Source organism: Bradyrhizobium sp. CAR08 (genome assembly GCF_052871955.1).
The window spans coordinates 183,190-204,340 of record NZ_JBIXJX010000006.1; the positions used below are offsets into that span (position 1 = coordinate 183,190).

General features: G+C 59.4%; 17 protein-coding genes and 4 pseudogenes. 13 read left to right on the forward strand and 8 right to left on the reverse strand.

Annotated elements, in window-relative coordinates; translation table 11 throughout:
- Positions 1–341 precede the first annotated feature (341 nt).
- Both ACIPUD_RS15020 and ACIPUD_RS15025 read left to right on the forward strand, forming a co-directional pair.
- Positions 342–1,331, forward strand: a complete 990-nt coding sequence (locus tag ACIPUD_RS15020; RefSeq protein WP_446480985.1) for a Bug family tripartite tricarboxylate transporter substrate binding protein — start codon at positions 342–344, stop codon at positions 1,329–1,331.
- Between the two features lie 29 nt (positions 1,332–1,360).
- Entirely contained in the window at positions 1,361–2,554 is a 1,194-nt protein-coding gene (locus ACIPUD_RS15025; RefSeq protein WP_446480986.1) for an FAD-dependent monooxygenase, read from the forward strand.
- Positions 2,555–3,658: 1,104 nt separating this feature from the next.
- Here ACIPUD_RS15025 and ACIPUD_RS15030 read toward each other — a convergent pair.
- A pseudogene (locus ACIPUD_RS15030) lies at positions 3,659–4,725 on the reverse strand (IS110 family transposase).
- A 655-nt stretch (positions 4,726–5,380) separates the two neighbouring features.
- Here ACIPUD_RS15030 and ACIPUD_RS15035 point away from each other — a divergent pair.
- The 9 genes and pseudogenes from ACIPUD_RS15035 to ACIPUD_RS15075 all read left to right on the forward strand — a co-directional run bounded on the left by ACIPUD_RS15035 (position 5,381) and on the right by ACIPUD_RS15075 (position 12,205).
- Complete coding sequence (locus ACIPUD_RS15035) at positions 5,381–5,596, forward strand: hypothetical protein (protein WP_446480987.1); 216 nt, start codon at positions 5,381–5,383, stop codon at positions 5,594–5,596.
- A 35-nt stretch (positions 5,597–5,631) separates the two neighbouring features.
- A pseudogene (locus ACIPUD_RS15040) lies at positions 5,632–5,724 on the forward strand (hypothetical protein); the annotation flags it as partial.
- Positions 5,725–5,827: 103 nt separating this feature from the next.
- Positions 5,828–5,914: a hypothetical protein gene (locus tag ACIPUD_RS15045; RefSeq protein WP_446481123.1), complete on the forward strand. Its 87-nt coding sequence runs from the start codon at positions 5,828–5,830 to the stop codon at positions 5,912–5,914.
- 1,082 nt (positions 5,915–6,996) lie between these two features.
- On the forward strand, positions 6,997–8,361 hold the full coding sequence (locus ACIPUD_RS15050; protein WP_446480988.1) for a tetratricopeptide repeat protein: 1,365 nt from the start codon (positions 6,997–6,999) through the stop codon (positions 8,359–8,361).
- A 325-nt stretch (positions 8,362–8,686) separates the two neighbouring features.
- Positions 8,687–9,202 (forward strand): hypothetical protein, encoded by a 516-nt coding sequence (locus tag ACIPUD_RS15055; protein ID WP_009859176.1) that lies wholly within the window; start codon positions 8,687–8,689, stop codon positions 9,200–9,202.
- Between the two features lie 324 nt (positions 9,203–9,526).
- Positions 9,527–9,796 (forward strand): annotated as a pseudogene (locus tag ACIPUD_RS15060) (SAM-dependent methyltransferase); the annotation flags it as partial.
- A gap of 64 nt (positions 9,797–9,860) precedes the next feature.
- Positions 9,861–10,064, forward strand: a pseudogene (locus ACIPUD_RS15065) (esterase); the annotation flags it as partial.
- A 492-nt stretch (positions 10,065–10,556) separates the two neighbouring features.
- Complete coding sequence (locus tag ACIPUD_RS15070) at positions 10,557–11,069, forward strand: Phasin protein (RefSeq protein WP_446480989.1); 513 nt, start codon at positions 10,557–10,559, stop codon at positions 11,067–11,069.
- A 176-nt stretch (positions 11,070–11,245) separates the two neighbouring features.
- A complete protein-coding gene (locus ACIPUD_RS15075; protein WP_446480990.1) occupies positions 11,246–12,205 on the forward strand; it encodes an alpha/beta fold hydrolase in 960 nt (319 codons plus the stop codon).
- Between the two features lie 358 nt (positions 12,206–12,563).
- Here ACIPUD_RS15075 and ACIPUD_RS15080 read toward each other — a convergent pair whose 3' ends face one another.
- From ACIPUD_RS15080 to ACIPUD_RS15105, 6 genes are all read right to left on the reverse strand, one after another.
- Positions 12,564–12,998 carry a hypothetical protein gene (locus ACIPUD_RS15080; protein ID WP_446480991.1) on the reverse strand — a complete coding sequence of 145 codons (435 nt, stop codon included), beginning with the start codon at positions 12,996–12,998 and terminating at the stop codon, positions 12,564–12,566.
- Positions 12,999–14,650: 1,652 nt separating this feature from the next.
- On the reverse strand, positions 14,651–14,911 hold the full coding sequence (locus tag ACIPUD_RS15085; protein WP_446480992.1) for a hypothetical protein: 261 nt from the start codon (positions 14,909–14,911) through the stop codon (positions 14,651–14,653).
- A gap of 182 nt (positions 14,912–15,093) precedes the next feature.
- Positions 15,094–15,342, reverse strand: a complete 249-nt coding sequence (locus tag ACIPUD_RS15090; protein ID WP_446480993.1) for a hypothetical protein — start codon at positions 15,340–15,342, stop codon at positions 15,094–15,096.
- A 632-nt stretch (positions 15,343–15,974) separates the two neighbouring features.
- The gene (locus tag ACIPUD_RS15095; RefSeq protein ID WP_446480994.1) at positions 15,975–16,400 is read right to left on the reverse strand and encodes a YybH family protein; all 426 of its coding nucleotides are present in this window, start codon (positions 16,398–16,400) and stop codon (positions 15,975–15,977) included.
- A 453-nt stretch (positions 16,401–16,853) separates the two neighbouring features.
- Complete coding sequence (locus ACIPUD_RS15100; RefSeq protein WP_446480995.1) at positions 16,854–16,976, reverse strand: hypothetical protein; 123 nt, start codon at positions 16,974–16,976, stop codon at positions 16,854–16,856.
- Between the two features lie 100 nt (positions 16,977–17,076).
- Positions 17,077–17,346 (reverse strand): hypothetical protein, encoded by a 270-nt coding sequence (locus ACIPUD_RS15105; RefSeq protein ID WP_446480996.1) that lies wholly within the window; start codon positions 17,344–17,346, stop codon positions 17,077–17,079.
- A gap of 168 nt (positions 17,347–17,514) precedes the next feature.
- Here ACIPUD_RS15105 and ACIPUD_RS15110 point away from each other — a divergent pair, with 168 nt between their 5' ends.
- Both ACIPUD_RS15110 and ACIPUD_RS15115 read left to right on the forward strand, forming a co-directional pair.
- The gene (locus tag ACIPUD_RS15110) at positions 17,515–17,736 is read left to right on the forward strand and encodes a hypothetical protein (RefSeq protein ID WP_247523786.1); all 222 of its coding nucleotides are present in this window, start codon (positions 17,515–17,517) and stop codon (positions 17,734–17,736) included.
- Between the two features lie 69 nt (positions 17,737–17,805).
- Complete coding sequence (locus ACIPUD_RS15115) at positions 17,806–19,095, forward strand: c-type cytochrome (protein WP_446480997.1); 1,290 nt, start codon at positions 17,806–17,808, stop codon at positions 19,093–19,095.
- Positions 19,096–19,128: 33 nt separating this feature from the next.
- On the opposite strand, the gene ACIPUD_RS15120 is transcribed toward ACIPUD_RS15115, so the two are convergent.
- Complete coding sequence (locus ACIPUD_RS15120; RefSeq protein WP_446480998.1) at positions 19,129–21,099, reverse strand: 4Fe-4S binding protein; 1,971 nt, start codon at positions 21,097–21,099, stop codon at positions 19,129–19,131.
- Positions 21,100–21,151: the final 52 nt, after the last annotated feature.

The window sequence follows — 21,151 nt, forward strand, 5'->3', positions numbered from 1 at the left end:
CGGCGAAGCTGATGCCGCGCCGAGGCCTGTACGTTCTCGCCAATCTTGGAAGCTTGGGGGCCGGAAAGATCGGCAAGGCGCGCCCCAGACAAGCAGAAACTCAGGATTTGACTAGTGCACCTTGTGCCAATGCATGAACCCCGACGTCGCTCGCGGCGAGTGCCTGAAGGAATAGAGCGGAAGTTTCAGGCTAATTACATCATAATTCAGGACAGTGATCCCTCAGCCATGCTCTACTGGGAGCGGCTCAATTGCGAACGCGGTGCCATCCATATGGTGGCAACATGGCGTTTCAAGACACTTTTCGAAATTCTCCTTCAAGGCTGCCTCAGGAGAAGCCAATGGGGTTGCGAAACCTTCGAAATGTCGTCGGCCTCACGATGCTTCTTGCCGGAGCCACCCCGGCGACTGTGTCCACCTGTCGTGGAGACGACGCTTGGCCAGTGCGCATTGTGAAGATCATTGTACCGTTTGCCGCAGGCTCCGCCAACGATGTAAGCGCGCGTTTCTATGCTGACGGTTTGAGTAGGCGTTGGGGCAAGCCCGTCATCGTCGAGAACCGGCCCGGCGCCGATGCCGTCGTCGGTGGCGGCGCGTTTGCAAACGCCAGGGACGATCACACCCTTCTTTATGGGACCGCCTCGATGGTCACCGTGAGCCCGCTATTGCAGGACTCACTTCCCTACGATTCGTCCCGGGACATGGTACCGATCGCCTCGACGGCTAGTTCCATCCTGGTCATCGCGGTCCACGACCGCCTCCCAGTGCGCTCGCTACAGGAGCTGGCCGAACTGGCCCGAGCGAAGCCCGGTGAATTGTCGTGGAGTTCGGGTCCGAGCCTGCCACACTTCGTGTTCGCGGCAATGCTGGCGCGGCACGGGCTCAAGCAGATCTACATCCCCTATCGGGACGCCTCGGCCCAGCAGGCGGATTTTGGCGAGGGACGCATCCAAATCCTTTCCCACGCCCTGCTGTCGGTGAGAGCTTCCGTCGTTGCCGGCAAGGCGCGGATACTTGCCGTCACGAGTCCTGGACGCCAACCAAGCTTGCCCGACGTGCCGACGGTTGCTGAGTCCGGCTTTGCTGAAATGGAAATTGAGGGTCTTGCAGGTCTGTTCGGCTGGCGCGACATGCCGGCAGCATTGCGCGACAAGATTGCCGAGGACGTGAAGGCGGTGGCCGCCGATCCCTCGGTCCGCTCACGAATTGAGGCAAGTGGCGCACAAGTCCTCGGCAGCACGCCCCGTGAGTTTTCCGCGGCCATTGAACGGCAGCGAACGGGCATCGAGCAGATCAGCCGCGTGGTCGATTTGAAAAATGTAGCAAGGTAGTGCGGCCTCGGGATACGGGGGAGGTTCAAATGAAGCTTCGGGCCGCCATCGTCGGTGGAGGAATAGGCGGTCTTTCCGCAGCATGTGCCCTGCGTCGAAGGGGCATCGACGTCATGGTTTTCGAGCAGACCGATGCGCTGGGCGAGATCGGTGCCGGCCTGTCGATCTTTCCGAACGCGCTGCGGCAACTCGAGCGAATGGGGCTGGGACCGGCTCTGGCCAAGATCGGTGCCAAGATCGGCGATGCATCACAATACTGCCGCTCCGACGGCACCAGGGTCGGCTCTGTTGTCACGACCGACTCCAGCGGCTGGAATGGCATGTATGGCATGCACAGAGCCGATTTGCTGAATGTGCTCGCGGCAAGCATTCCCCGAGAATCCATTCAAGCCGGCTATCGCTGCATCGGATTCGAGCAGAGCGTGGTCGCAGCGCGATTGAAATTCGCGAATGGGGAAACCATCGAAGCCGATGTCGTGATCGCTGCGGACGGCATACATTCTGCCTTGCAGAAGTATGTGGTTGAGCCGACGCTACCGGAATATTCCGGTGTCCGCTCCTATCGCGGTTTGATTGCCAGCGACAAACTTCCGGGATGGCGAGAGGCAGCCCATCAGGTTTGGATGGGGGACGGAAAGCACTTCATTGTATTTCCGGTGCGCGCTGGCCGGATGCTGAACTATGTCGGCTTTGTCCCTAGCGCCGACGCCAAGGCCGAATCCTGGTCCGCGATCGGAGACCGCGACGAGCTCGCGTCGTCCTTCATCGGATGGGACGCGCCTGTCGTGAGACTGCTTGAAGCGGTGCAGAGCTGCTTTTGGTGGGGCTTGTATGACCGCAAGCCGCTGCAATCGTGGACGAATGGGCGGCTCGCGCTATTGGGTGACGCCGCCCACGCCATGCTTCCGCATTTGGGGCAGGGCGGCAACCAGGCGATCGAAGACGGCATCGCTCTGGCTGTCCTTCTTGAGGGACGAGATGCGGTCGAGGTGCCGGCCATTTTGCCGCAGTACGAAAAAATGCGCCGTGTCCGGACTGACGTCATTCAGGCCGAGGCACGGAAAAATGGACTGCGTTTTGATTCGAAATATGAAGACCTCGAACAACGCGATCGCGAGGTCGCAAACTCCTCCGCATTCCGCAGATGGCTGTTCGACTATGATGTTGAGAACGCCGCCATTGACCAGCGCGCGCGCAGTCAAGATTTGCCGGCTCGTCGCTGATTGCTGCGATGCAGAGCGTCGCTGCCAGCTTCTACTTCTGACGAACGCAGCTTATGGCGCACATCGGACATCTGCATGTCTAATTCCGTCAGCGAACCGCGTTCACTGACCTAGCTTTTTGATGCAAATCGGTTGGCCATTAGGGACAGGGGTGCAATCCCAATCCGGACCGAAGCCGTTATTCGGCTTAGAAGTTGGAAACCAATAGAAGCTGAAAGCGATAAGGCACAGCAGAACGACGATGAATAGAATACCCATCACATCACCGCGCCTTGGATACGGCAGGGGCCATGTCATGACAGTGTCTCAGCCTCCGTCGCGCTTTTCGCATGCAATCTGCAGCGCTACGACGACAACCTGTAGGCGAAGCCGTCTTTCACGTCACTTAAACGCTTGATTCGAATCGATTATCGGCGACCGTCGCCTGTCGGCCCGCCATTGCTTCGACAATCCCCGTCACCAACCTTCGAAAAGAGATCATTTTACCCCGCCAGCCTGTGGTCCCATCCTACGGAGAGACAATCGAGTAGCAATACATTTGCCGCGGTGCATGAGTCCGGTAGTGGCCCTTAGCCGAAGGTCAATTGAGCGCGTGTCATGTCGGCTGTCAGGGGCAAACCGGACGTCGATCCAACTTGACGTCCACCGCTGCTTTTGACCCGGATGTATGGTCCGGCCGCGCGTTGCAAGAGGTTTCGTCAACCTGGCAGATGCGGTCTTGCATCAATGTATCCGGCCTCTGATTGGAGCGTGTTGTGCTCCGGGCCATCATGGATATCAGCGCGCATTCGAGCTAACTAGCGGACAGGCCTCGAACGGGCCATTCGGGTCACCAGTGTTCGCATGCGCCGGGAAGACCGGTCCTCCATCGTTGTCTCATTCCTCTCGCAGGCCTCGGCGGGTAAGGGATGTTGGTTACGTCATCGATCGCACCTCACTTCGTGCTGTTCCCTAGTTCGTGCCTGGCGGTCGTTCCTTTGTCCCGGCCTGCGCGCGCAGACGCGCCGCGCACAAGGGCCGTCAAGGCCGGCCGTCGTGCTGTCCTGACGTCTTGCTCTACCGCGGTCAGGCCGCGCCTTGACGGCCCCGAGCACGGTGCGAGGATCAGGCAGCTCGGGACGCCGTCTCTTCCGTGTTGACGCACTCGAAGGCGCGTCCCTTGTTGAGAAACGCCCAGGCGATCCGGGCGAGCTTGTTGGCGAGCGCAATCGCCAGCACGTTGTGGTGCAATCGTTTCTTGGCGGCTTCGATCCAAGATTTGAGGCCATAGCGCTCCCAACCCTTGACCTTGACCAGCACAACCCACGCGGCCTGCACAAACAGCGCGCGCAGGTAGCGATTGCCGCGCCTTGATGTCTTGCCGAGGATCGTGCGGTCGCCGGTCGATATCTGCTTCGGCACCAGTCCAAGCCAGGCGCCGAAGTCGCGGCCTTTCGAGAACACGTCTCCAGTGCCGATCGCAGCCACCATCGCGCTCGAGAGATGATCGGGCCAATGCCGGGCACCGTCATCAGTCGCTCGCAGCCTTTGTCTTGACGGGCCAATGCTTCGTTTTCGCTGGAGAGGTCCTCGATACGGTCATCCAGCCGGCGCCAGTCGCCCGCCAGTTTCTCGATGATGCGCAACATGCGAGGCGAGAGCACATCGGTGCGCGTCGCGAGGATAGCCGGCAACTCGGACCTCAGGGAGCGCAGGCCTTGCCGCACGGCGATGCCCCGCTCCAGCAGGAACGCATGGATCTGATTGATGACGCCGGTGCGCTGACCGACTAATCGCTCGCGCACGCGGTGCAGAGGCTGCAGGTCGAGCTGGTCGGCGGTCTTGGTTGTGACGAACTTCATGGTCGGGCGTTGGACCGCCTCGGCGATGGCTGCCGCATCTCGGAAGTCATTCTTCTGTCCGTTCGAATAGGGGCGCACGTATTTCGCCGGCATCAAGCGGGCGTCGTGGCCAAGCATTTGCAGCTTGCGACTGAGGTGATGCGCGCCGACGCAGGCCTCCATGCCGATCAAGCACGGCGGCAGGTTGGCGAGCAGCGTTTGCATCTGGCCGCGCGACCACTTCTGCCGCAGCACGATGCCGCCGCGCTGATTCTGACCAATGATGTGGAACGAGTTCTTGCCGATATCGATGCCGATGACGGCGGGCGAAGCGTCGAGTTTCTGAGACATGGCGTGCTCCTTGTCTTGGGCGCCCCTTGCCAGCTTCTCGTACTGGCAGGGCCGCAGCACGGCCGGACCATTCCATTAGCGGACATCGGGTCGCAGCGTGCTGGTCAACTGACTGTTTCTTTCCACCCGTCGTCGCAAGGTGCTAGGGTTGAGGCGCCGATGAAGTGTTCCCTCAGGGGGATATATGCGACGGCGCGATTTCATCACGCTTTTCAGCTGCACGGCCGCGACGTGGTCGCTTGCGGCCCGCGCGCAGCAATCGGCGAAGATGAAGCGGATGGCCTTCGTTCAGTCGGCGAGCAACGTCAGCAGAATGACCGTGAGCGGTCCACCGTGGTACGGCGCGTTTTTCGACGAGCTAGGTCGTCTTGGCTACGTTGAGGGCAAAAACCTCGGAGTGGAGAGGTACTCTGGGGAAGGGCGAACCGATCGCTATCCCGCACTTGCGCGCGATGTCGTCAGCACAAATCCCGACTTGATCTTAGCGGTGGGGGGTCGTCTATCGTTGGACTTTAAGATGGCGACGACGACATCCCGATTGTGACGATAGTCATCGATCCGGTTGCTTTGGGACTTGTAGCAAACATCGGGCGGCCGGGCGGCAACATCACAGGCGTTACTATCGCCGGAGGCGCTAGACATTATTGGGAAACGTATGGGGCTGCTGGTCGAGGCGATGCAGAAGCTGTCCACCGTCGGTTACCTTGCATCACGACCATTCTGGGAGGATGCGAGAGGTGCGGCGGCGCGGGAGGCGGCTAAACGAGCGGGCATTGCGTTGTCACCGGCTATATTGGGCAACGCCTTTAACGAGGCAGAGTATGAGCGCGTCTTCAGGTCGCTGAACAAGATCGAACGGATGCGCTCATGATATCTGAAGAACCTGAGCACGCTGCCTATATCGCGATGATTGTTGAACTGGCGGCGAAGAGCCGGATCCCAACAATCTATCCGCTCCGCGAATTTGCCGACGCTGGTGGACTGATGGCTTACTCGATCAACCAGGTGGACGTCTATCGCCGCCTCGCCAGCCTTGTCGCTATGATTCTAAAAGGCGCCCAATCCCGGAGACATCCCTTTTTACCAGCCTACCAAATTCGAGTTGGTCATAAATCTCAAAGCCGCGAAAGCGCTCGGCCTCCAAATGCCAGCGATGCTGCTCGGCCGTGCCGATGAGGTAATCGAGTGATGTCGCCTCTTGGCCCGAATCCGAAGCCCGGCGAGCTTTCATGTTGTCCGGTTATCGGGATAGACCGGAAGCGGTTAGCCGAGCGCCCGACCGACGCGATTGACCAGTTGCTGACGTCGGTGAGACCTTCGTTTGCCCTTCAGCGATCGCAGTTGTTAAGATCATCCGATATGTTTGAGCGATCTAACCACCTTGTCTCACACCATCGAGAAATTGCTTCTTTTCGCCAGGCGCATATCCCTGACAAGCGCCGAAATACGGTTAAGGTTTGTCGCAGTCCGGGGTGCCGGACCGGTCTTGGAGCGGCTGGCGAAGTGGCGCGTAGGCAAAGCTCGAGGCGGAGCCCGGTGCGAACGTGCCCTGATTGGAGCGAACCACAGCGTGCCGGTGGGCGTGGTGCGCCGGCGCCGCGTTCGCAACGCCGCACAGGGCGATCAAAAGGCACAAGGCCAAAATGGGACGCATTGCATTTTCGCCAAGCGAGAACCAGGCCTAGCTTAGCTATGAATCGGGTTGCGCCGTTCCAACGAGTGCGGCTTCTCGATTAGTCAAATCGGCGGCATCACTCGCGCGGGACCTCTACTTCATCATGGTTAGGCAAATCCTAAGACCGGTCCGGCGCCCGCGAGAACGCGATGGTCTCAAACGATTTGAGAACGGCCTGCGGCGGGCTGGTTTCCGCAATGAGACGATCTGAGCAATTTCCGCAGTTGGCCCTTACCCGAAGGTGAATTGAGCGCATGTCATGTCGGCTGTCAGGGCCAAACCGGACGCCGATCCAACTTGGCGTCCACCGCTGCTTTTGACCCCGGACGTCCATTCAGCATCACTGCAACAACTTGTAAGCGCCATGAACTCAGTCAGCAACCTTGACCAACGCAAAGCCACAAAACTCTGCTAGGTTCGAGCATCCGGGCGTTTGGCCCGTGCGGGGAGGCAATGGTGACAGACTCTGAAGTCTCCAGCGACCGACCGAATAAACCAGTATCCGATAGTGACCCACTGAACGAAACGCCATCCGACGACGAGCCTCCGGACCAACCGGCATCGGCTCGCGCTTTAAGGGTCGCCTCCGGGTGCGAATGCGATTGATTGGCGGGGCGCTTGCTTCGATCGCGGCTATCGGTGCGATCGCGGGTGGCCTCGTCGGCTATTGGACTGTGTGGAAGACGCTTCGCACCGACGTGTTTCCGGACAAGCAACAGACGCAGAGGGAAGCTACGGCCCGGCCCGACATTGCTCCCCGCTTGTCACTTGTCATTCTGCCGTTCGCAAACGTCAGCAATGATCTGGAGCAGGACTATTTCGCCGACGGCATCACGACCGACCTGACGACCGACCTCGCGCAAATGCCCGGCGCGTTCGTTATCGGACGCGGAACGGCGTTTACATACAAGAACAAGCAGATCGACTTCAGGACGCTCGGCAAGGACCTTGGCATCCGCTGGGCGGTCCAGGGCGCGGTGCGGCGCAACGGGGATCAGGTTCGGGTCAACGTATCACTTACGGATATCGCGAGCGCTCGGGACGTCTGGTCCGATCGTTTCGACGGCGACCGTACGAACCTCGCCGCCTTGCAGGACCAGATCACGGCGCGGCTCGCTCGTTCGCTTAACATCGAACTGATCCAAGCCGAAAGCCGTCGCAGCGAAGTGGACCGATCGAGAAATCCAGACGCTACGGACTTCACGATGCGCGGCTGGGCAAAGCTCTATGGGCCGCAGTCGAAGGTCCAAAATGGCCAGGCAAAGGACCTATTCGATAACGCGCTGCGCCTCGATCCGGACAACGTCGAGGCCATGATTGGCAAAGCGCGGTGTCTAGCCGCTGGTGTGAACAACCGATGGTCTACGTCCGTTGTTGAAGACAAAAAACAGGCGATCGACCTCATCGACAGAGTTCTGTCCAAAAGCCCGGCAAGCGCGAGTGCTCATACGACCAAGGGAACCATTCTTCTATTTGGACGTCCTGAGGAGGCATTGGCTGAATACGATGCCGCGCTCGAAATTGATCCAAATAATCCAGCTGCCTACGCTGCTAAAGCAATTGCACTCGTCGCCTCCGGGCGCGCGCGCGAAGCCTTCTCTCCGGTCCAGTTGGCTCTCCGTCTTAGTCCCAGAGATCCTTTTGCTTTCCAATGGCACTTCTGGCTCTGCCATGCACACTTGCACCTGCACCAATATGGAGAAGCTATCGAGGAATGCGGGCGCTCGGTCAATTTGAACAACTCGCACATGTACGCTTATGTCGATCTGACTTCGGCTTATGGAGCCACGGGGCAATTGGAACAGGCACAGCGGAGCTTGACTGAATTGAACAAACTGCGACCAGACTTCACGATCCATTGGTACCGTGATCTTGTTTACTCAATGTCAACGAACCCGCAGTTTCGTCAAGAGATCGACGACATTCTCGATGGGCTGAGGAAGGGAGGGGTTCGGGAATAGCAAGCAAGCCTATTCGCTTGCTGGGTCGACGGCCTCTTCACACCTCGAATGTCAGCTGTTGGGCCGATTTTGCAAGGTCGGCTGTTACGTTAGCTCCGGCCAACACCGACGCGAATGGACCCGACCGGAAATGTTCATTCGCGGCGGATGTGCCCGCCCAAAAATTTCGAGTGGATCAGCTCTACTGACGCACCTTTGCTTGCTGAGCTCCGCCTGCGACACCGTGCTACTCTTTGTTTGGTCTGTAACTCTTGCTGGAGCGTTGCTCAGGGCATAGCCTGCTCGCTCGCATAAGTTCTCTGCGCCATCATAAAGGGAGGGAACGATGGCTATTAATCGTGTACTCATCGCATCGTTTTTGCTGGTTGCCATTCTGACCAGCTCGAGCGTCGTTGCTCAGAGCGTGCCGCCGGAAGGTTCGGTCTCAGTCATATTCACCGCTACGCCGATTCCAGCGCCCAAGCCAATGTCCATCGGCGGCGGCAAAGAGTTTGTTTTTATCAACCAAGCCATGGCAGCCTCGAACGAGGCTGGAAACCCTGTACTCAACAACATGGGTGGACGCTGCCAGCTGAGCCGCCTTACGGATTCGTCGGCAAAGACGGCGGAGATTCACGGATACTGTACTTACGTCGACAAGGACGGCGATCAGTTGTTCGAGCAGTGCGACTGGATGCCTGGATCCCCCAACAATTGCAACATCACTGGTGGAACGGGGAAATTTGAAGGTCTCCAGGCTGCGCTCGTCGTCACCATAGACCCACTTAAGAGCAACTTCGAAGGCGTCAGTCAGGTCATTGGCCACAAGAAGGGAACGTACAAGTTCGCTAAGACGAACTGAGCCAACCAAGCTTGGGCAGCTACATACGTTCGAAACCGATGCCCGGATAATCGCTTGGCCTGGAGCATCTACGCGATGATCCGCGGCTGAGGCAATTCTGATAGTACCACGAGTTTTGGCTGCCCCTGGCAGGTGCCGCCGCTGCTTGGCCGCGCGGGAGCCGAGCGGAAGCCGCTCGACTGCCGAACGACAGACGCGATGACCCAAAGCTGATATCGAGCGACGCAGGCCACTCGTGGAAACGTGAACTCCTTCACTCGCAATCTGCCGGTCATCCCACGCTAGTTTGAAAGGCTGGGTTGTTCTCAAGAGGAGGAAGCTGAAATGCGTGAACCAAACGTCGAAAAATTGAACGCGCTGGTAGGAAAGCTGGTCGGCGACCTTAGCATCTCGCTTGGCGGTGCAAGCATACTGCTCGGCGATCGCCTCGGGCTCTACAAGGCGATGGCGGATGGTGCCGTGATCACTCCGTCCGAGCTTGCGAAGAAGACCGGACTGCATGAGCGTTACTTGCGCGAATGGCTGTCCGGGCAGGCCGCCTCAGGATACATCGACTACCATCCGGAAAAAAATGCATTCTCACTTTCGGCGGAGCAGGCCATGGCTTTCGCCGAAGAGGGGTCGCCAGTCTTCTTTGCGGGCGCATTCGATGTCGTGCGGACGCGTACCCCACGGCCATGCCTACACTCGCACCGTCCTGATCGATGGGGCCGGTCGGGCGATCTCCGAACATTGGACCATCGATGGCGCCGGACACGCGTGGTCAGGCGGCAGCCCCGCCGGGTCCTACACTGATCCGCAAGGGCCGGATGCGACGAGGGAAATGCTGCGCTTCTTCCTCGAGCATTCGCTCGGTGGGTAGTCTGGCTTCACAGGGCGCTCAGGTTGTCCTCGAGCACGTCGCCGAGCGTCCGGACCGCTTGGCGGCGCCGAAGCCGGCCTCTATCCGCCAGCGCTGGGCGCGACCCGCGAGAAACAGGTCGCATAGATCAACGGGACTTTGGGATAATCCGCTCGGCAACGTTCGGTATGTGCCATCCGTCGATGTCTCCGGGCGGCTTGACGTCCGTGATGAGAACGTCGGCGATAAAGCGGTTCTTCGGAGAGCGCAACGCGCGGAGGCCTGATCGTTCTCAGACTGACGCCGTTGAGCATAGGTCTGGAAGATCGCCAGCTAGACGTTTGTTGGTTGGAGTTGCTACCTAAAATCATCCTCGACAGCGCAGACCGTCCGATTGATCTCAGTTCATGCGGGACTCCAACAATGCACAGGGCTTGGAACGCCACGTCACAAAGCCTGTTGTCCTTTCAGAAATGTTTGTTGTGGTCGCCCCCCATTTTCTTGGAGTGTCAGATGAGCAAACGCAAGCCGGCGACAGCGCCGAAGCGCGCCCGGAATCCGAAAATGGCCGCGCGGGCCCAACAGAACAAGCAGGCCATTGTTCGAAGCCCGAAACAGGATTTACTTCGCTCTGTTGCGGCAGTCTCGATTGAACCGCCCCTTGGCCTTTATGATGACTCTAAACACGAGGTTCCTTTCATTGAGCCTCGGGTGGATGCCTTACCGGATGACCTCAGTCCGAGAATCACGGATAGCGATCCAACGAAAGGCGTTGCTTTAGCGACGGCAAACATGCAGGCGTATCAATCGAAGCTTCTTGAGATAGCCGCGGCCAACGCGCAATTTGCTTTTGAATTCGGCCTCAGACTTGCGACGATCAAGTCACCGACTGAATTTTTTGGCGTCATTACGGAGTTTACAAACAGACGGCTCGATATGGTCGGGCTGCATTCGAAAGAACTGGCGGCTTATCCGTTCTGGCGCATCGACCCGCCCCAAGAGCTCACCGCTCTGTCGGGACGATAACTGCGCCGTATCCGCTGCGGCAAAGGATGGAAGCGACCGCGGATCACGCACGCGCGGTTGCTTGCTTTCGGCTGGGCAGCGCGGCTCACAACGAGGGAGCCGAATCAGCATCGGCCTTAAGCGGCCTCGGTGCCGCCAATCCGAGGTACCCGCCATAGCGCATATAGGTTGACACCATGTCCACAACAGAAGCCGTGCTGATGATCGTTTTGGCAGGACTTGTCGTTTTGATCCTCGGCAACATCGCGTTTCAGGTGGCAGCGGAGCGAAAGAATCCCCCGATCGGCGTCTTTACCGAGTGCGACGGAGTGCGCCTTCACTATATTGAACGGGGCGATACCGCCGCCCCTTGCGTGGTCCTGTTTCACGGGAACGGCAGCATGATTCAGGATCTCATCCTAAGCGGTTTGGTCGACCGCCTGGCCCAAGACTATCGCGTCGTTTGCTTCGACCGGCCAGGATTTGGCTACAGCGACCGTCCGCGCACGCGCATCTGGACGGCCACAACGCAAGCTTCCTTGTTCGCGAAGGCTCTTGATCAGCTTGGAGTGCGCAATCCCGTGGTGCTCGGCCACTCCTGGGGAACGCTGGTGGCAATCGCGCTGGCGCTGCGAAGCGGTTATGCCGTGAGTGGGCTCGTGCTTGTGTCCGGCTACTATTTTCCAACCTTTCGGATGGATTTTTGGCTCATGTCAGGTCCGGCACTGCCGCTGCTCGGGGATCTGATGCGCTACACTATCTCGCCGATCATATCGTGGGCTATTACGCCGAAGCTGATGCGCACGCTGTTCGCGCCGCGTGCCATTCCGCCGAAATTCAAGAATGAATTTCCGTTCTCGTTGGCTCTCCGGCCCAAGCAGTTGAGGGCGGCCGCCGAGGAGAGCGCGTTCCTTATTCCAGCTGCCGCGCAGTTGCAGCTCCAGTATCAGGGCATCCGGTCTCCCGTTAGGATCCTGCATGGAAAGGGTGACCGGCTCATCGAGGCCGACCAGTCGCGCCGCCTGCACGAGGTGTTGCCCAGCTCGGTGCTGCATCTGGTCGAGGATGCCGGTCACATGGTTACCTATGCAGATGCTGCGGGAATAGCGGATGCCGTGGCGGCGCTGGCGCTCACCGCGCCGGTGAGGACCGCATAGGCTGTCTTGTTGTGATGCCGGTGTCCGGAAATGGCCAATTTCAGACCTCCCCTTCGATTCGGAGATTGTCGCGTCTCAGCGTCATTTTTCGTCACTGCGCCCATCAGGTCGCGAAGCTTTTGCGAGGCGCCAAGCGGTTGATGTGCCCGTTGAGCAGCCGACTTAATTTGAATTGATCATCAATCTTAGAACTGCAAAAGCGCTCGGTGTCGAAATGCCGCCCGGGATCTCCTGTGCCAACAACACGATCGAATGAGGTGGTGACTTCCGTTTTGGCCCAAATGCGAAGTGCACGATCTCCGCTAGTTAGGTCGCTATGGGGGCAAAAGCGGACGTTGCACACATTCCGCGGGCGATCTTACTGCGCTAGAAATCCGAAGGCGACAACCAGTGCCACCATGCTCGCGAAAATCAGCATTGCTGGGAGGCATTTTCGGGTCATTGGCCTCGTCGACTGGCGCACAGCCGATTGACCCGGTTGAGGTCCAGGCGGTCTCTGGGACCGCACGAGTTTGCCCTCTGTCGTAGGCGTCCGAGCCTTTAGTTCCGGCGCAGCGCCTATGCCTCCCATCTCGCTGTAATAAGCGCTGTAGACCTCGCGAACGGCTAGAGCCGTGGACTCGGCCTCGCTCATTGTCTCGAGCCGGGTTTGATAATTTGTCAGAAACCTTCGGGCGCTGGACGGCAGGTCATCGAAAGCACCCAGCTTGGCCATCATGAGCCAGGTGGCAAAATCCGCCTCAGCCTTCGTGCGCGCTCTCTTGGCGATACTGGCGTTGGAGCTAGACGACATGGTGGTCCGATTGGTTTGAACCCCGCCGCGAAGCTGTCCATCGACACCCGGCCGGCGGGGGCAGGCAATTGGAAATCCAGGCACAGTACCGGGAGAGTTCAAACGCGAACCTTGCCAACCAGTCGGCTCCTGGCCAGGTTGAATGGGCGGTAGCTATCATAACTCGTGGTCCGCGGATATCCACTCCTCCAAACTGTGGGCGCTAAACCCTCGCGAAGACGTTCATTTTTCGCAAGCCTTGGACAACTCTAGAAATAACTACGGCAAGGAACTACGGTAACTCGGCCAAATCGCGATACGTCCAAATCGAGATCGTGATGCCTCTATGGGCATCCGCCGGCAAGGATGTGAACCTTTTCGTCCTGCTGGGCTCTCGCGACTTCGACAGGCATAGTGTCCTTTTCGCACGCCTCGCGCCGCTCAACTGCGAATACTTTCTGCACACGCCGGATTCAATTGCTAGCTTCTAAAATCTTTCTTGCAGTCGCTCTTCGTCGCGTTCGTGCTCGGAAGGTCGATCCCTCGCGGATTTGGGAGAGCTGCCATCCTGCACGCAGGACGCAAGTGAAATCAAGATTTCAGGCCTCGCTCGGCGTCACCGATCTCGCAATTTCGCCGACGTGAACGGGCGGGGGAGCAGTTGGATCATCGCGGCCAACTGGGCTCAGGCCATGGGGGGAAAGGGCGTCGATGAGCTGCAGCGGCGCCTTGATGCTGTGACGTACCGGTCGGCACTATCAAGACCTACAAAGCCGGCACGTAGGGCAGGGGCTCCGGCTAATCGTCGAAGCACGGTTGCATTGCAGAGCATGGTTAGACGGGCAGCCGAAGCCAAAGGTCGTTGCTGGACAGCGTACCGGTTGGCGTGGCTATCTCCATATCACGACTCGAAATGAGCCGGGCTGATCATCATACAGGTAACGAAGATGCCGGACCGGGCCAAGTTCTGGTGTAATGGCGAAGTCATCTAAGGCACTCGCGACGTATCGAACGGCATCGCGATGTGCTATCGGCGCGGAGAACATCGTGTCCATCAGCGTGGCGAGGCTCATACCTTCCTGGAGCATGGTTCGCGCGACTTCGTCTCCGTGCACGAGCCTAGACGAAGCGCTCGTCGTAACGGAGATATAGCGTCTCGAAGAACGGCCGGCTGACTGGGATCGTGACCCGCTTCGCCGTCGGCGCGATATCGTGCTCGAACAGCCGGCGCAGCCAATTTTGCGGCTAGGAAAGACGGAGAGGTACGTCAGGGTCAAGTTGATGACCTCCATGCCAATGGCAACAGCTCTAACGTCCTAGTACTAGCCGGACGCAAAGCGTTCTGATTTCATTAGTTTGGCGTAGTTGCTCAGCGCTCGGGGGATCAATGGAGCCGAGAGTCTCGGTACTAAATTTCGCTTCCAATTCTGAGGCCATGCAGTTGCAAATCTGCAAGCAAGCGTCCGTCGAAAAGCCACCATGCTGCGCGCAACCGTTTTGGCACGCTGAGAGAAACTGCGGTCGCCATTCTGCGGCCGTGGCGATTGTTATCAAATTGATAGCAGCTATCGTCAGAGCTGGAAGAAACGCGGGCATTGCTTCGCTTCCCTTTTTTTGTTTACTGAGGGGCTGCTCTAATTCGACTCCATCTTTTTCGCCTCTAGCAAATCGAGCTACTTGCGTACTTGCCCCCTGAAGCGGAACCACAAATGACCCATCAATGATAGGGCTATGGCGGTCAGAATTATCGGGAGCCAGATCGACGTGGTTATGAAGAACAAGGATATGATGACCACGCGTCCAAAGACCGACTCGCTGACCGGATTCTTAAGGCGAGCGAAATAGACGTAGATAATAAAAATGGTGGCCGGCACCATCCACGCGGCGAGAAGCACCAGTAACAGGTCAACAAGTTGGCTGGCATAATGGTGCATGAGCGCACCTCCTGACAGCGTCGGCGCGAATTGCTGTCACCGCCGCGAGAGATGCGGTGATTGTCGACGACAAGCGGTCTTTGTTCGCGTTGGTGGGCATCTGCACGCTCGGGATCGCTGTCACGGTCGGTGCCCAAACTCATGCGAACTCGCAGCCTTCGACTCGCCTGAGCTAGGGCCTCTCAACGCGCACTCGTTGAGATGGCTCGGGCAAGGCCTCGTCCAATGCAATCATAACCATCGGCGGTGTTGTGCAATCCGTCCCACGTTACAAGCGCGCTTTGCGCAACCCCGGCACTGACCGAGTTTCGCATCAGAGCAAAACGAGAGAACAGCCCGACCCGTTCCTGTTTTGCGACATCGATTATGATGTCCTCCATTGTCGAATAGCCAACTGAGGCGAGCACCTGTGGCGCATATTGCAGATCCATCAACACGACATCGGCAGACCCCGCCTTAAGAGCGTAAGGCTACGGTCTAACGCCCCCGCGCGAATGAAAGAGGGGGCCACCGAGGCGCCCTAGTCGTCCCAGGTGAGCTTCTGGCAATCGGTGCACTTGAAGGCACGGACTGTTTTGCCAGAGCGACGTGGAGGAAGCTATCTACCCGCAATAGACGGCCATTGCAGTGCGGGCAGCTTTCGAACTGCGGGGGGGTGGTCTTGGCGTAAAACCAGGGTGAATCACATCCCTTCCGCCCCACCGCTTGTCCACTCAAACGTAGGACGGATCTCTCGCGGCACGCAAAGTCCAAGCCGTTTGCGGTCGAAGCGGCGGCAGCTTCACGATTTGAACGTGCGGTGGGCAGGGGAGTGGACGAACGTTTCTTTGATTGGCTCCACTCGGGACATGGATTGCTGGAGCTAGCTCAAACTTGCCCATGATGGATTGGAGCGAGAGCGCAAGTTTTTCAGATAATTAGAAGGCCGCGTGTGCACGACGTGTGCACCGGGAGATCCAGAAAAATCCATTAGGCGCAAGCCTGCAGAGCCCGCCCTTTCATGCCCAATGAAACAGCCTTGACGTTCGGAAGCTTTTGACGCGAAGCAGGCCTGCGAACGATGCTACTTGCCTTCGTTCCAGATATCGGTGGCGAGCTTCCAATCATTTCCGACCTTTTCCCAAACCACGACATATTTTCCAGTCACTTCCTGTGGTGTCGGTCCCTTGGTCTTCAGCACGAAGGTGCCGATCTCGCGTACCGCCATAGGGCCAAGTGGCTTAACGTCAACGGTGGTAAGTTTCGGATCGCCCACTTGCTCCGCCATGCCTTTCCACATTGTCTCGATGGCTGCTCGGCCCTGCACCATCGCAGAGCCGGGCGGGAATGCAGTCGCATCCGTGCTGTAGAGTGACCCAATTCCAGAGAAGTCGCCCTTGTTGAACATTTCAATCCATTTGGCGTTGATCGCTTCAATTTCGGCCTTCTGAGCCGATGCTAGGCCGGTCAACGAAATCACGAATGCGATCATCAGTGCTATGCTGCGCATGATCATCTCCAATTCTGATGTAGATACGAATGCGTGCGGCAATTGTCCTGACGTCGAGTGGATGCGCTGAACGCCGCATCCCAGACCGCGTTTGGCGCAACAGCAACTCCGGAGGACTACCGTCAACAACATTGACAGATAAGAACAAGGCCGCACCGGGTGCGATCGAGCGACGAGGTTGATTGCTCGTTATCGAACGTTCACCGATAGAGTGACAGGCCGCAAGCCACCGCTCCGACAAAGAGCGTTCCAATGTTGCTGAACGTCGTACTTCGACTGAAAGGGAGAAGTGCCACTCTTGATGGTGCCTGATCGCATTCTGCCCTTGAGGCGCGGTCAATACTCCGACAAGGGATCGCCTTGTAGCGATGTCATGGAAGCCCGCGCCTCACCTCGTGGAGATGGTAGCCGAGCATCAAGCGGCCGCCCCGGCGCATCTTGTGGCGGGCAGTCTTACAGGCGCACACCGGTCGTAGCAAACGCCTGAGCGACGGGTTCCTGCACCTGATCCAAGAGCGCCATTGCTGCAAATGCGATCACGAGAGCTGCAGCGCAACCGAGCAGAAAAGCCTTCATGTGCAAACTCCATCATTTACAAGCCGCACGCATCCTAATGCCAGTTTCCCGCGAGCTACTGTGGCGAACGATTCAGGCTCGCCCGCAGTTGCTGCCGGATCTAGGGGCTGTTAAAAACCGGATCGATCGAAAATGCATCGCTCATCAACCCCAGCGATTGAAGGTCGGCGCTATGCAAGTCCACTTCCAATATGACGAGGAGCAGCATGAGCACGACAACCGTAAAAGCGAGCAGAGGCGAGGCTTCTCGGGTAGCTGGCTCTGGAGCGATCAAGAACACGCGCATGGCGCGTAGCCATGAGATCATCCGCAGCAATGGCCTCGATTGCCCCAGCATGCCTTCTTCCTTGACATGACGAGCAAAAACCAAGGCTAGGACTCGCGCTGCCGCGATTCAAGGGAAGATTGCGGGCGGTGGGCGAACTGACGCAGTGCGCGTCGAGGAACGGATACCGATCCTTCCTCGTTGAAGCTTGCGCCCCAGAAGGAGGGTCTGGCCGTGAAGGCACTGACATCCATACTATGCTTGGCAGCGGTCGTGGCCTTCGATAGTGCGCTCGCCCAATCCCGTCAGACAGGGGCGCCTGCGCCACAGACGGTTCCCGAAGAGAAGGGCCAGCCGCAGCCACAGGGCTGGACCGGCCCGGTTAATACGGGTTCGGGCGGCGCGCCCGCCGAGAGTCCGCAGGGCCAGAGCCCGCCCGGGATGCAGGCGGCGCCCGAGGGCTCGTCCAAGAAAGTCGTTGCGCCGGAGAAGTAAGCGCGGTGCCGCGGACACTTATTTCGGGCATTCTTGACTGCATAGAGTGACCATGGCTGGCAGTGATTGATGCGATGGGTTTCGTGCGCCCGGGTTGCCGCAACCCTCCTGGAGATTGTTGCTGCGTCAGCGGCGCACGCGCAGCTTGCGGGTCACGGCGGCCCCGTCCGTGCGCTTGCCGTTTCGGCTGATGGCGACAGCCTGTTGTCGGGCAGCTTCGACACTTCCGTCATCCGCTGGTCGCTTAAGACCAACGCGGCGGGCGAGGTGCTAAGGTATCATGCGGACGCCGTTAACGCCGTTGCTTTCCTGCAGGACGGCCGCATGGTCACCGCAGGGTCCGACGCCCGGCTGGCGGTATGGACAGCCGGCCGCCAACAGCCTGATCAAGTCCTCGAGGGGCATACCGCTCCCGTCGTGGCAATCGCCGTGGCGTCGGACGGATCGAGCCTCGCCTCGGCCTCTTGGGACCATAGCGTGCGCCTTTGGTCGTTGGCTGATGGCGCCGCCCGGGTGTTCGAGGGTCACGCGCAGAATGTGAACGGTGTGGCCTTCGCTCCAGACGGCATGTCGCTCGTTAGCGTCGGTTATGATCGTGCGTTGCGCATCTGGCGCTTGCCCGAGGGCCGGCCTGAGACGGTGGAATTGCCAGCGCCATTGAACGCCGCCGCCATCGCGCCTGATGGCGAGATCGTCGCGGCAGGGGCTGACGGCAAGCTGCGCATGCTGACGAGGGACGGAGAGCTGGAGGGCCAGGTGGCCGCGGGCTTGGCACCGATCGTCGCTTTGGCGCTTTCCGATGATGGGATGCTGATCGCCGCCGCATGCATCGACGGCACGGTTGCCATTGTGCAGCGCAAGTCGCGGAGTGTGTTGCGGACACTTGTGGGACCGGGTTTCCCCTTCTGGTCCGTCGTGTTCCTGCATGATGCGGCAACGCTCGTGACTGGAGGTGCGGACGGAAAGATCCGGCGCTGGAACGTGCATACCGGTGAGCCGGTCGGCTCGAATCTGTTCGGGACATCAGCGGATCCGCTGGCCGCTTATGCGGGCGATCACGGCGCCGATGTTTTTCGCGCTTGCGTTGCCTGCCACACGCTGTCGAACAAGGAGCCGCAACGTGCAGGGCCAACGCTTGCCGGATTGTTCGGACGGAAAATCGCCTCGCTCTCGGGCTATCGGTTTTCCGAGGCGCTCAAGACGATGGATATCGTCTGGAGCCCCGAGACCGTCGCAAAGCTGTTTGAAGTCGGGCCCAACGCCTACACGCCGGGAACGAAGATGCCGGAGCAGCGCATCGGATCGGCCGAAGACCGCCGGGCGTTGACCGACTTCCTGGCCCGGGCGACCTCGCAATAGGCGAGGCCCTAACCTGGACGAGGGACGTCGCGCCTACGTCTTGCTGTCCGGCCGGCGCAAATAATCCTCGGTGGTTCGGGGCGGCGCGCGTTCGGGCACGCCCTCAAACGGATCGAACCGCTGTTCGCTCATCACGATCACACGGCAATCCGCGCACATCCTGACGGCGTCGAGGCGCTTGGTGCCGGCCGGATACATCCAATGCCGGCCCTCGAGCTTGGCCGCTATGCGATCGATCGTGCTCTTGACGCCGAACGGCGCGCCGCAGCGGATGCAAAGGGCAGGCTCTTCCTCCTTGATCACAACCGCCGGCGCGCGGCCAGCGCGGAAATCGATCTGGGGCCTCAGCGTGATGACCTTCTCGGGACAGGTGCTCTGGCAGAGACCGCATTGCACGCAGGCATCCTCGACGAATTTGAGCACTGGGCGGTCGGGATCGTCGCGGAGCGCGCCCGTCGGGCAGACGGAAACGCAGGACAGGCACAGCGTGCATCCATCGGTATCAACACTCACCGCTCCAATCGGAGCGCCCTGAGGCAAGGCAATGACGTCGACCGGCTTCGGTGCGAGCCGATGCAGTTCGCTCAGCGCGAATCGAAGCAGGTCGCGCCGCTTGCCGACGGTCTTGAAGGTCGCAGGCGTGTTCACCGCAGCAAGCCGCTCGATGCCCCCCAGTTGCTCCAGCATTGAATCCGGATCGTCAGTTTCGATCGCAGTAACCCGGCGCCCGCCAAATCCGAGGCCCGAAAGGATGGCCTCTGCCATGTTGATCGTTTGGGTCAGTCCAGTCACGTCATGTCGCGGCTTGCCGCGGAGCAAAAACCGGAACGCGGTCGCTCCGTAGGCAAATGCGCCGATGACGGCCTCAAGCCCGATCTGCGTCACCTCATTGACGGCCAGAGGGATGACATGGGCAGGTAGGCCATCCCCGTGCCGCGCCAGCGCGTCGATCAACGGCGTGCCGTGTTGGCGGTCGTGCAGCAACAGGACGGGGTTCGATCCACCTGCCTGATGATAGGCGAGCAGCATGGCGCGGATGGTCTGAAGCTGGGTGTCCGCGGGCGGCAACGCGTAGGACGCGGCGCCCGTCGGACAGGCGGCGGCGCATTGGCCGCAGCCGGCGCAAATCTCGGCATCGACGGCAACATGATTGCCGGCTGGCGTGATCGCATTCGTGGGACACAGATCAAGACAGCGATGACAGCCGGTCAGATTCGAGCGCGAATGGGCGCAAAGATCGGGCGTGAACTCGACGTATTTAGGCTTATCGAAACGCCCGACGAGATCACGCGCGCTCAGGGCGGCGCCGAGCATGGCGCCCCGGTCCTTGGGATCGGCCCGCAGATAACCGTCGCGCAGATCATGCGCCTGAAACAGCGGTCTCTCACTCGATAGGTCAAGGATGATGTCGCAACGCGAGGTGGCGCCGTTGCGTGGAGTTTCAAAGACGTAGTGATCGCGCGAGGAGGGATGCGGGCGAGCGTAGTCGTCGATGGTGAGCTCGAACGCGCCAAAATGTCCTCTGGCGTTACGGATGGTTCCCTTGACGACCGGGAAGGGTGTTGCCACAGGCAGGATGTTCTCGCCCGGCTGCCTCAGCATCACGGTCACATCGAGGTGATCCGAAAGCAGCAATCCGGTTTCGATCGCTGCCTCATCTCGGCCGTAGATCAGGATGACGCCGTCGCTGGCGAGCGTGACAAGCGGATAATCGGGCGCCTGCACGGCGCTGGCCGCGAGCAGCGCTGCCATTTTGGGGCCTGCTTGCGCGCCCTCGGTCGACCAGCCTGCCGTCTCGCGAATGTTCACGAAAGCAATCGGCGCGGAACGACCGCCGGCTTGCTCCGCAAACAAGGATTGCTGATATGTGCAGGCAACGGTCAGAGGGCTCTCTGCCTTTGCGCATGCGCGAAAGTGGTCGAGCTCGGCGCCGCACAGGTGACGAAAACTCTTGATGTCGCCATTGCCGCACCCGCGCTTGATTGCGGTCACGTCAAGCCGCATCGTGTCTTCACACGAGCAAATCAGGATGGTCTTCGCTGGCTGCTCCAGGTTC

Coding starts and splice junctions, on each gene's coding strand:
- ACIPUD_RS15020 (WP_446480985.1), top strand. CDS start 342: ATGGGGTTGCGAAACCTTCGAAATGTCGTCGGCCTCACGATGCTTCTT.
- ACIPUD_RS15025 (WP_446480986.1), top strand. CDS start 1,361: ATGAAGCTTCGGGCCGCCATCGTCGGTGGAGGAATAGGCGGTCTTTCC.
- ACIPUD_RS15035 (WP_446480987.1), top strand. CDS start 5,381: ATGGGGCTGCTGGTCGAGGCGATGCAGAAGCTGTCCACCGTCGGTTAC.
- ACIPUD_RS15050 (WP_446480988.1), top strand. CDS start 6,997: ATGCGATTGATTGGCGGGGCGCTTGCTTCGATCGCGGCTATCGGTGCG.
- ACIPUD_RS15055 (WP_009859176.1), top strand. CDS start 8,687: ATGGCTATTAATCGTGTACTCATCGCATCGTTTTTGCTGGTTGCCATT.
- ACIPUD_RS15070 (WP_446480989.1), top strand. CDS start 10,557: ATGAGCAAACGCAAGCCGGCGACAGCGCCGAAGCGCGCCCGGAATCCG.
- ACIPUD_RS15075 (WP_446480990.1), top strand. CDS start 11,246: ATGTCCACAACAGAAGCCGTGCTGATGATCGTTTTGGCAGGACTTGTC.
- ACIPUD_RS15080 (WP_446480991.1), bottom strand. CDS start 12,998: ATGTCGTCTAGCTCCAACGCCAGTATCGCCAAGAGAGCGCGCACGAAG.
- ACIPUD_RS15085 (WP_446480992.1), bottom strand. CDS start 14,911: ATGCACCATTATGCCAGCCAACTTGTTGACCTGTTACTGGTGCTTCTC.
- ACIPUD_RS15090 (WP_446480993.1), bottom strand. CDS start 15,342: ATGGATCTGCAATATGCGCCACAGGTGCTCGCCTCAGTTGGCTATTCG.
- ACIPUD_RS15095 (WP_446480994.1), bottom strand. CDS start 16,400: ATGCGCAGCATAGCACTGATGATCGCATTCGTGATTTCGTTGACCGGC.
- ACIPUD_RS15100 (WP_446480995.1), bottom strand. CDS start 16,976: ATGAAGGCTTTTCTGCTCGGTTGCGCTGCAGCTCTCGTGATCGCATTT.
- ACIPUD_RS15115 (WP_446480997.1), top strand. CDS start 17,806: ATGCGATGGGTTTCGTGCGCCCGGGTTGCCGCAACCCTCCTGGAGATT.
- ACIPUD_RS15120 (WP_446480998.1), bottom strand. CDS start 21,099: ATGCGGCTTGACGTGACCGCAATCAAGCGCGGGTGCGGCAATGGCGAC.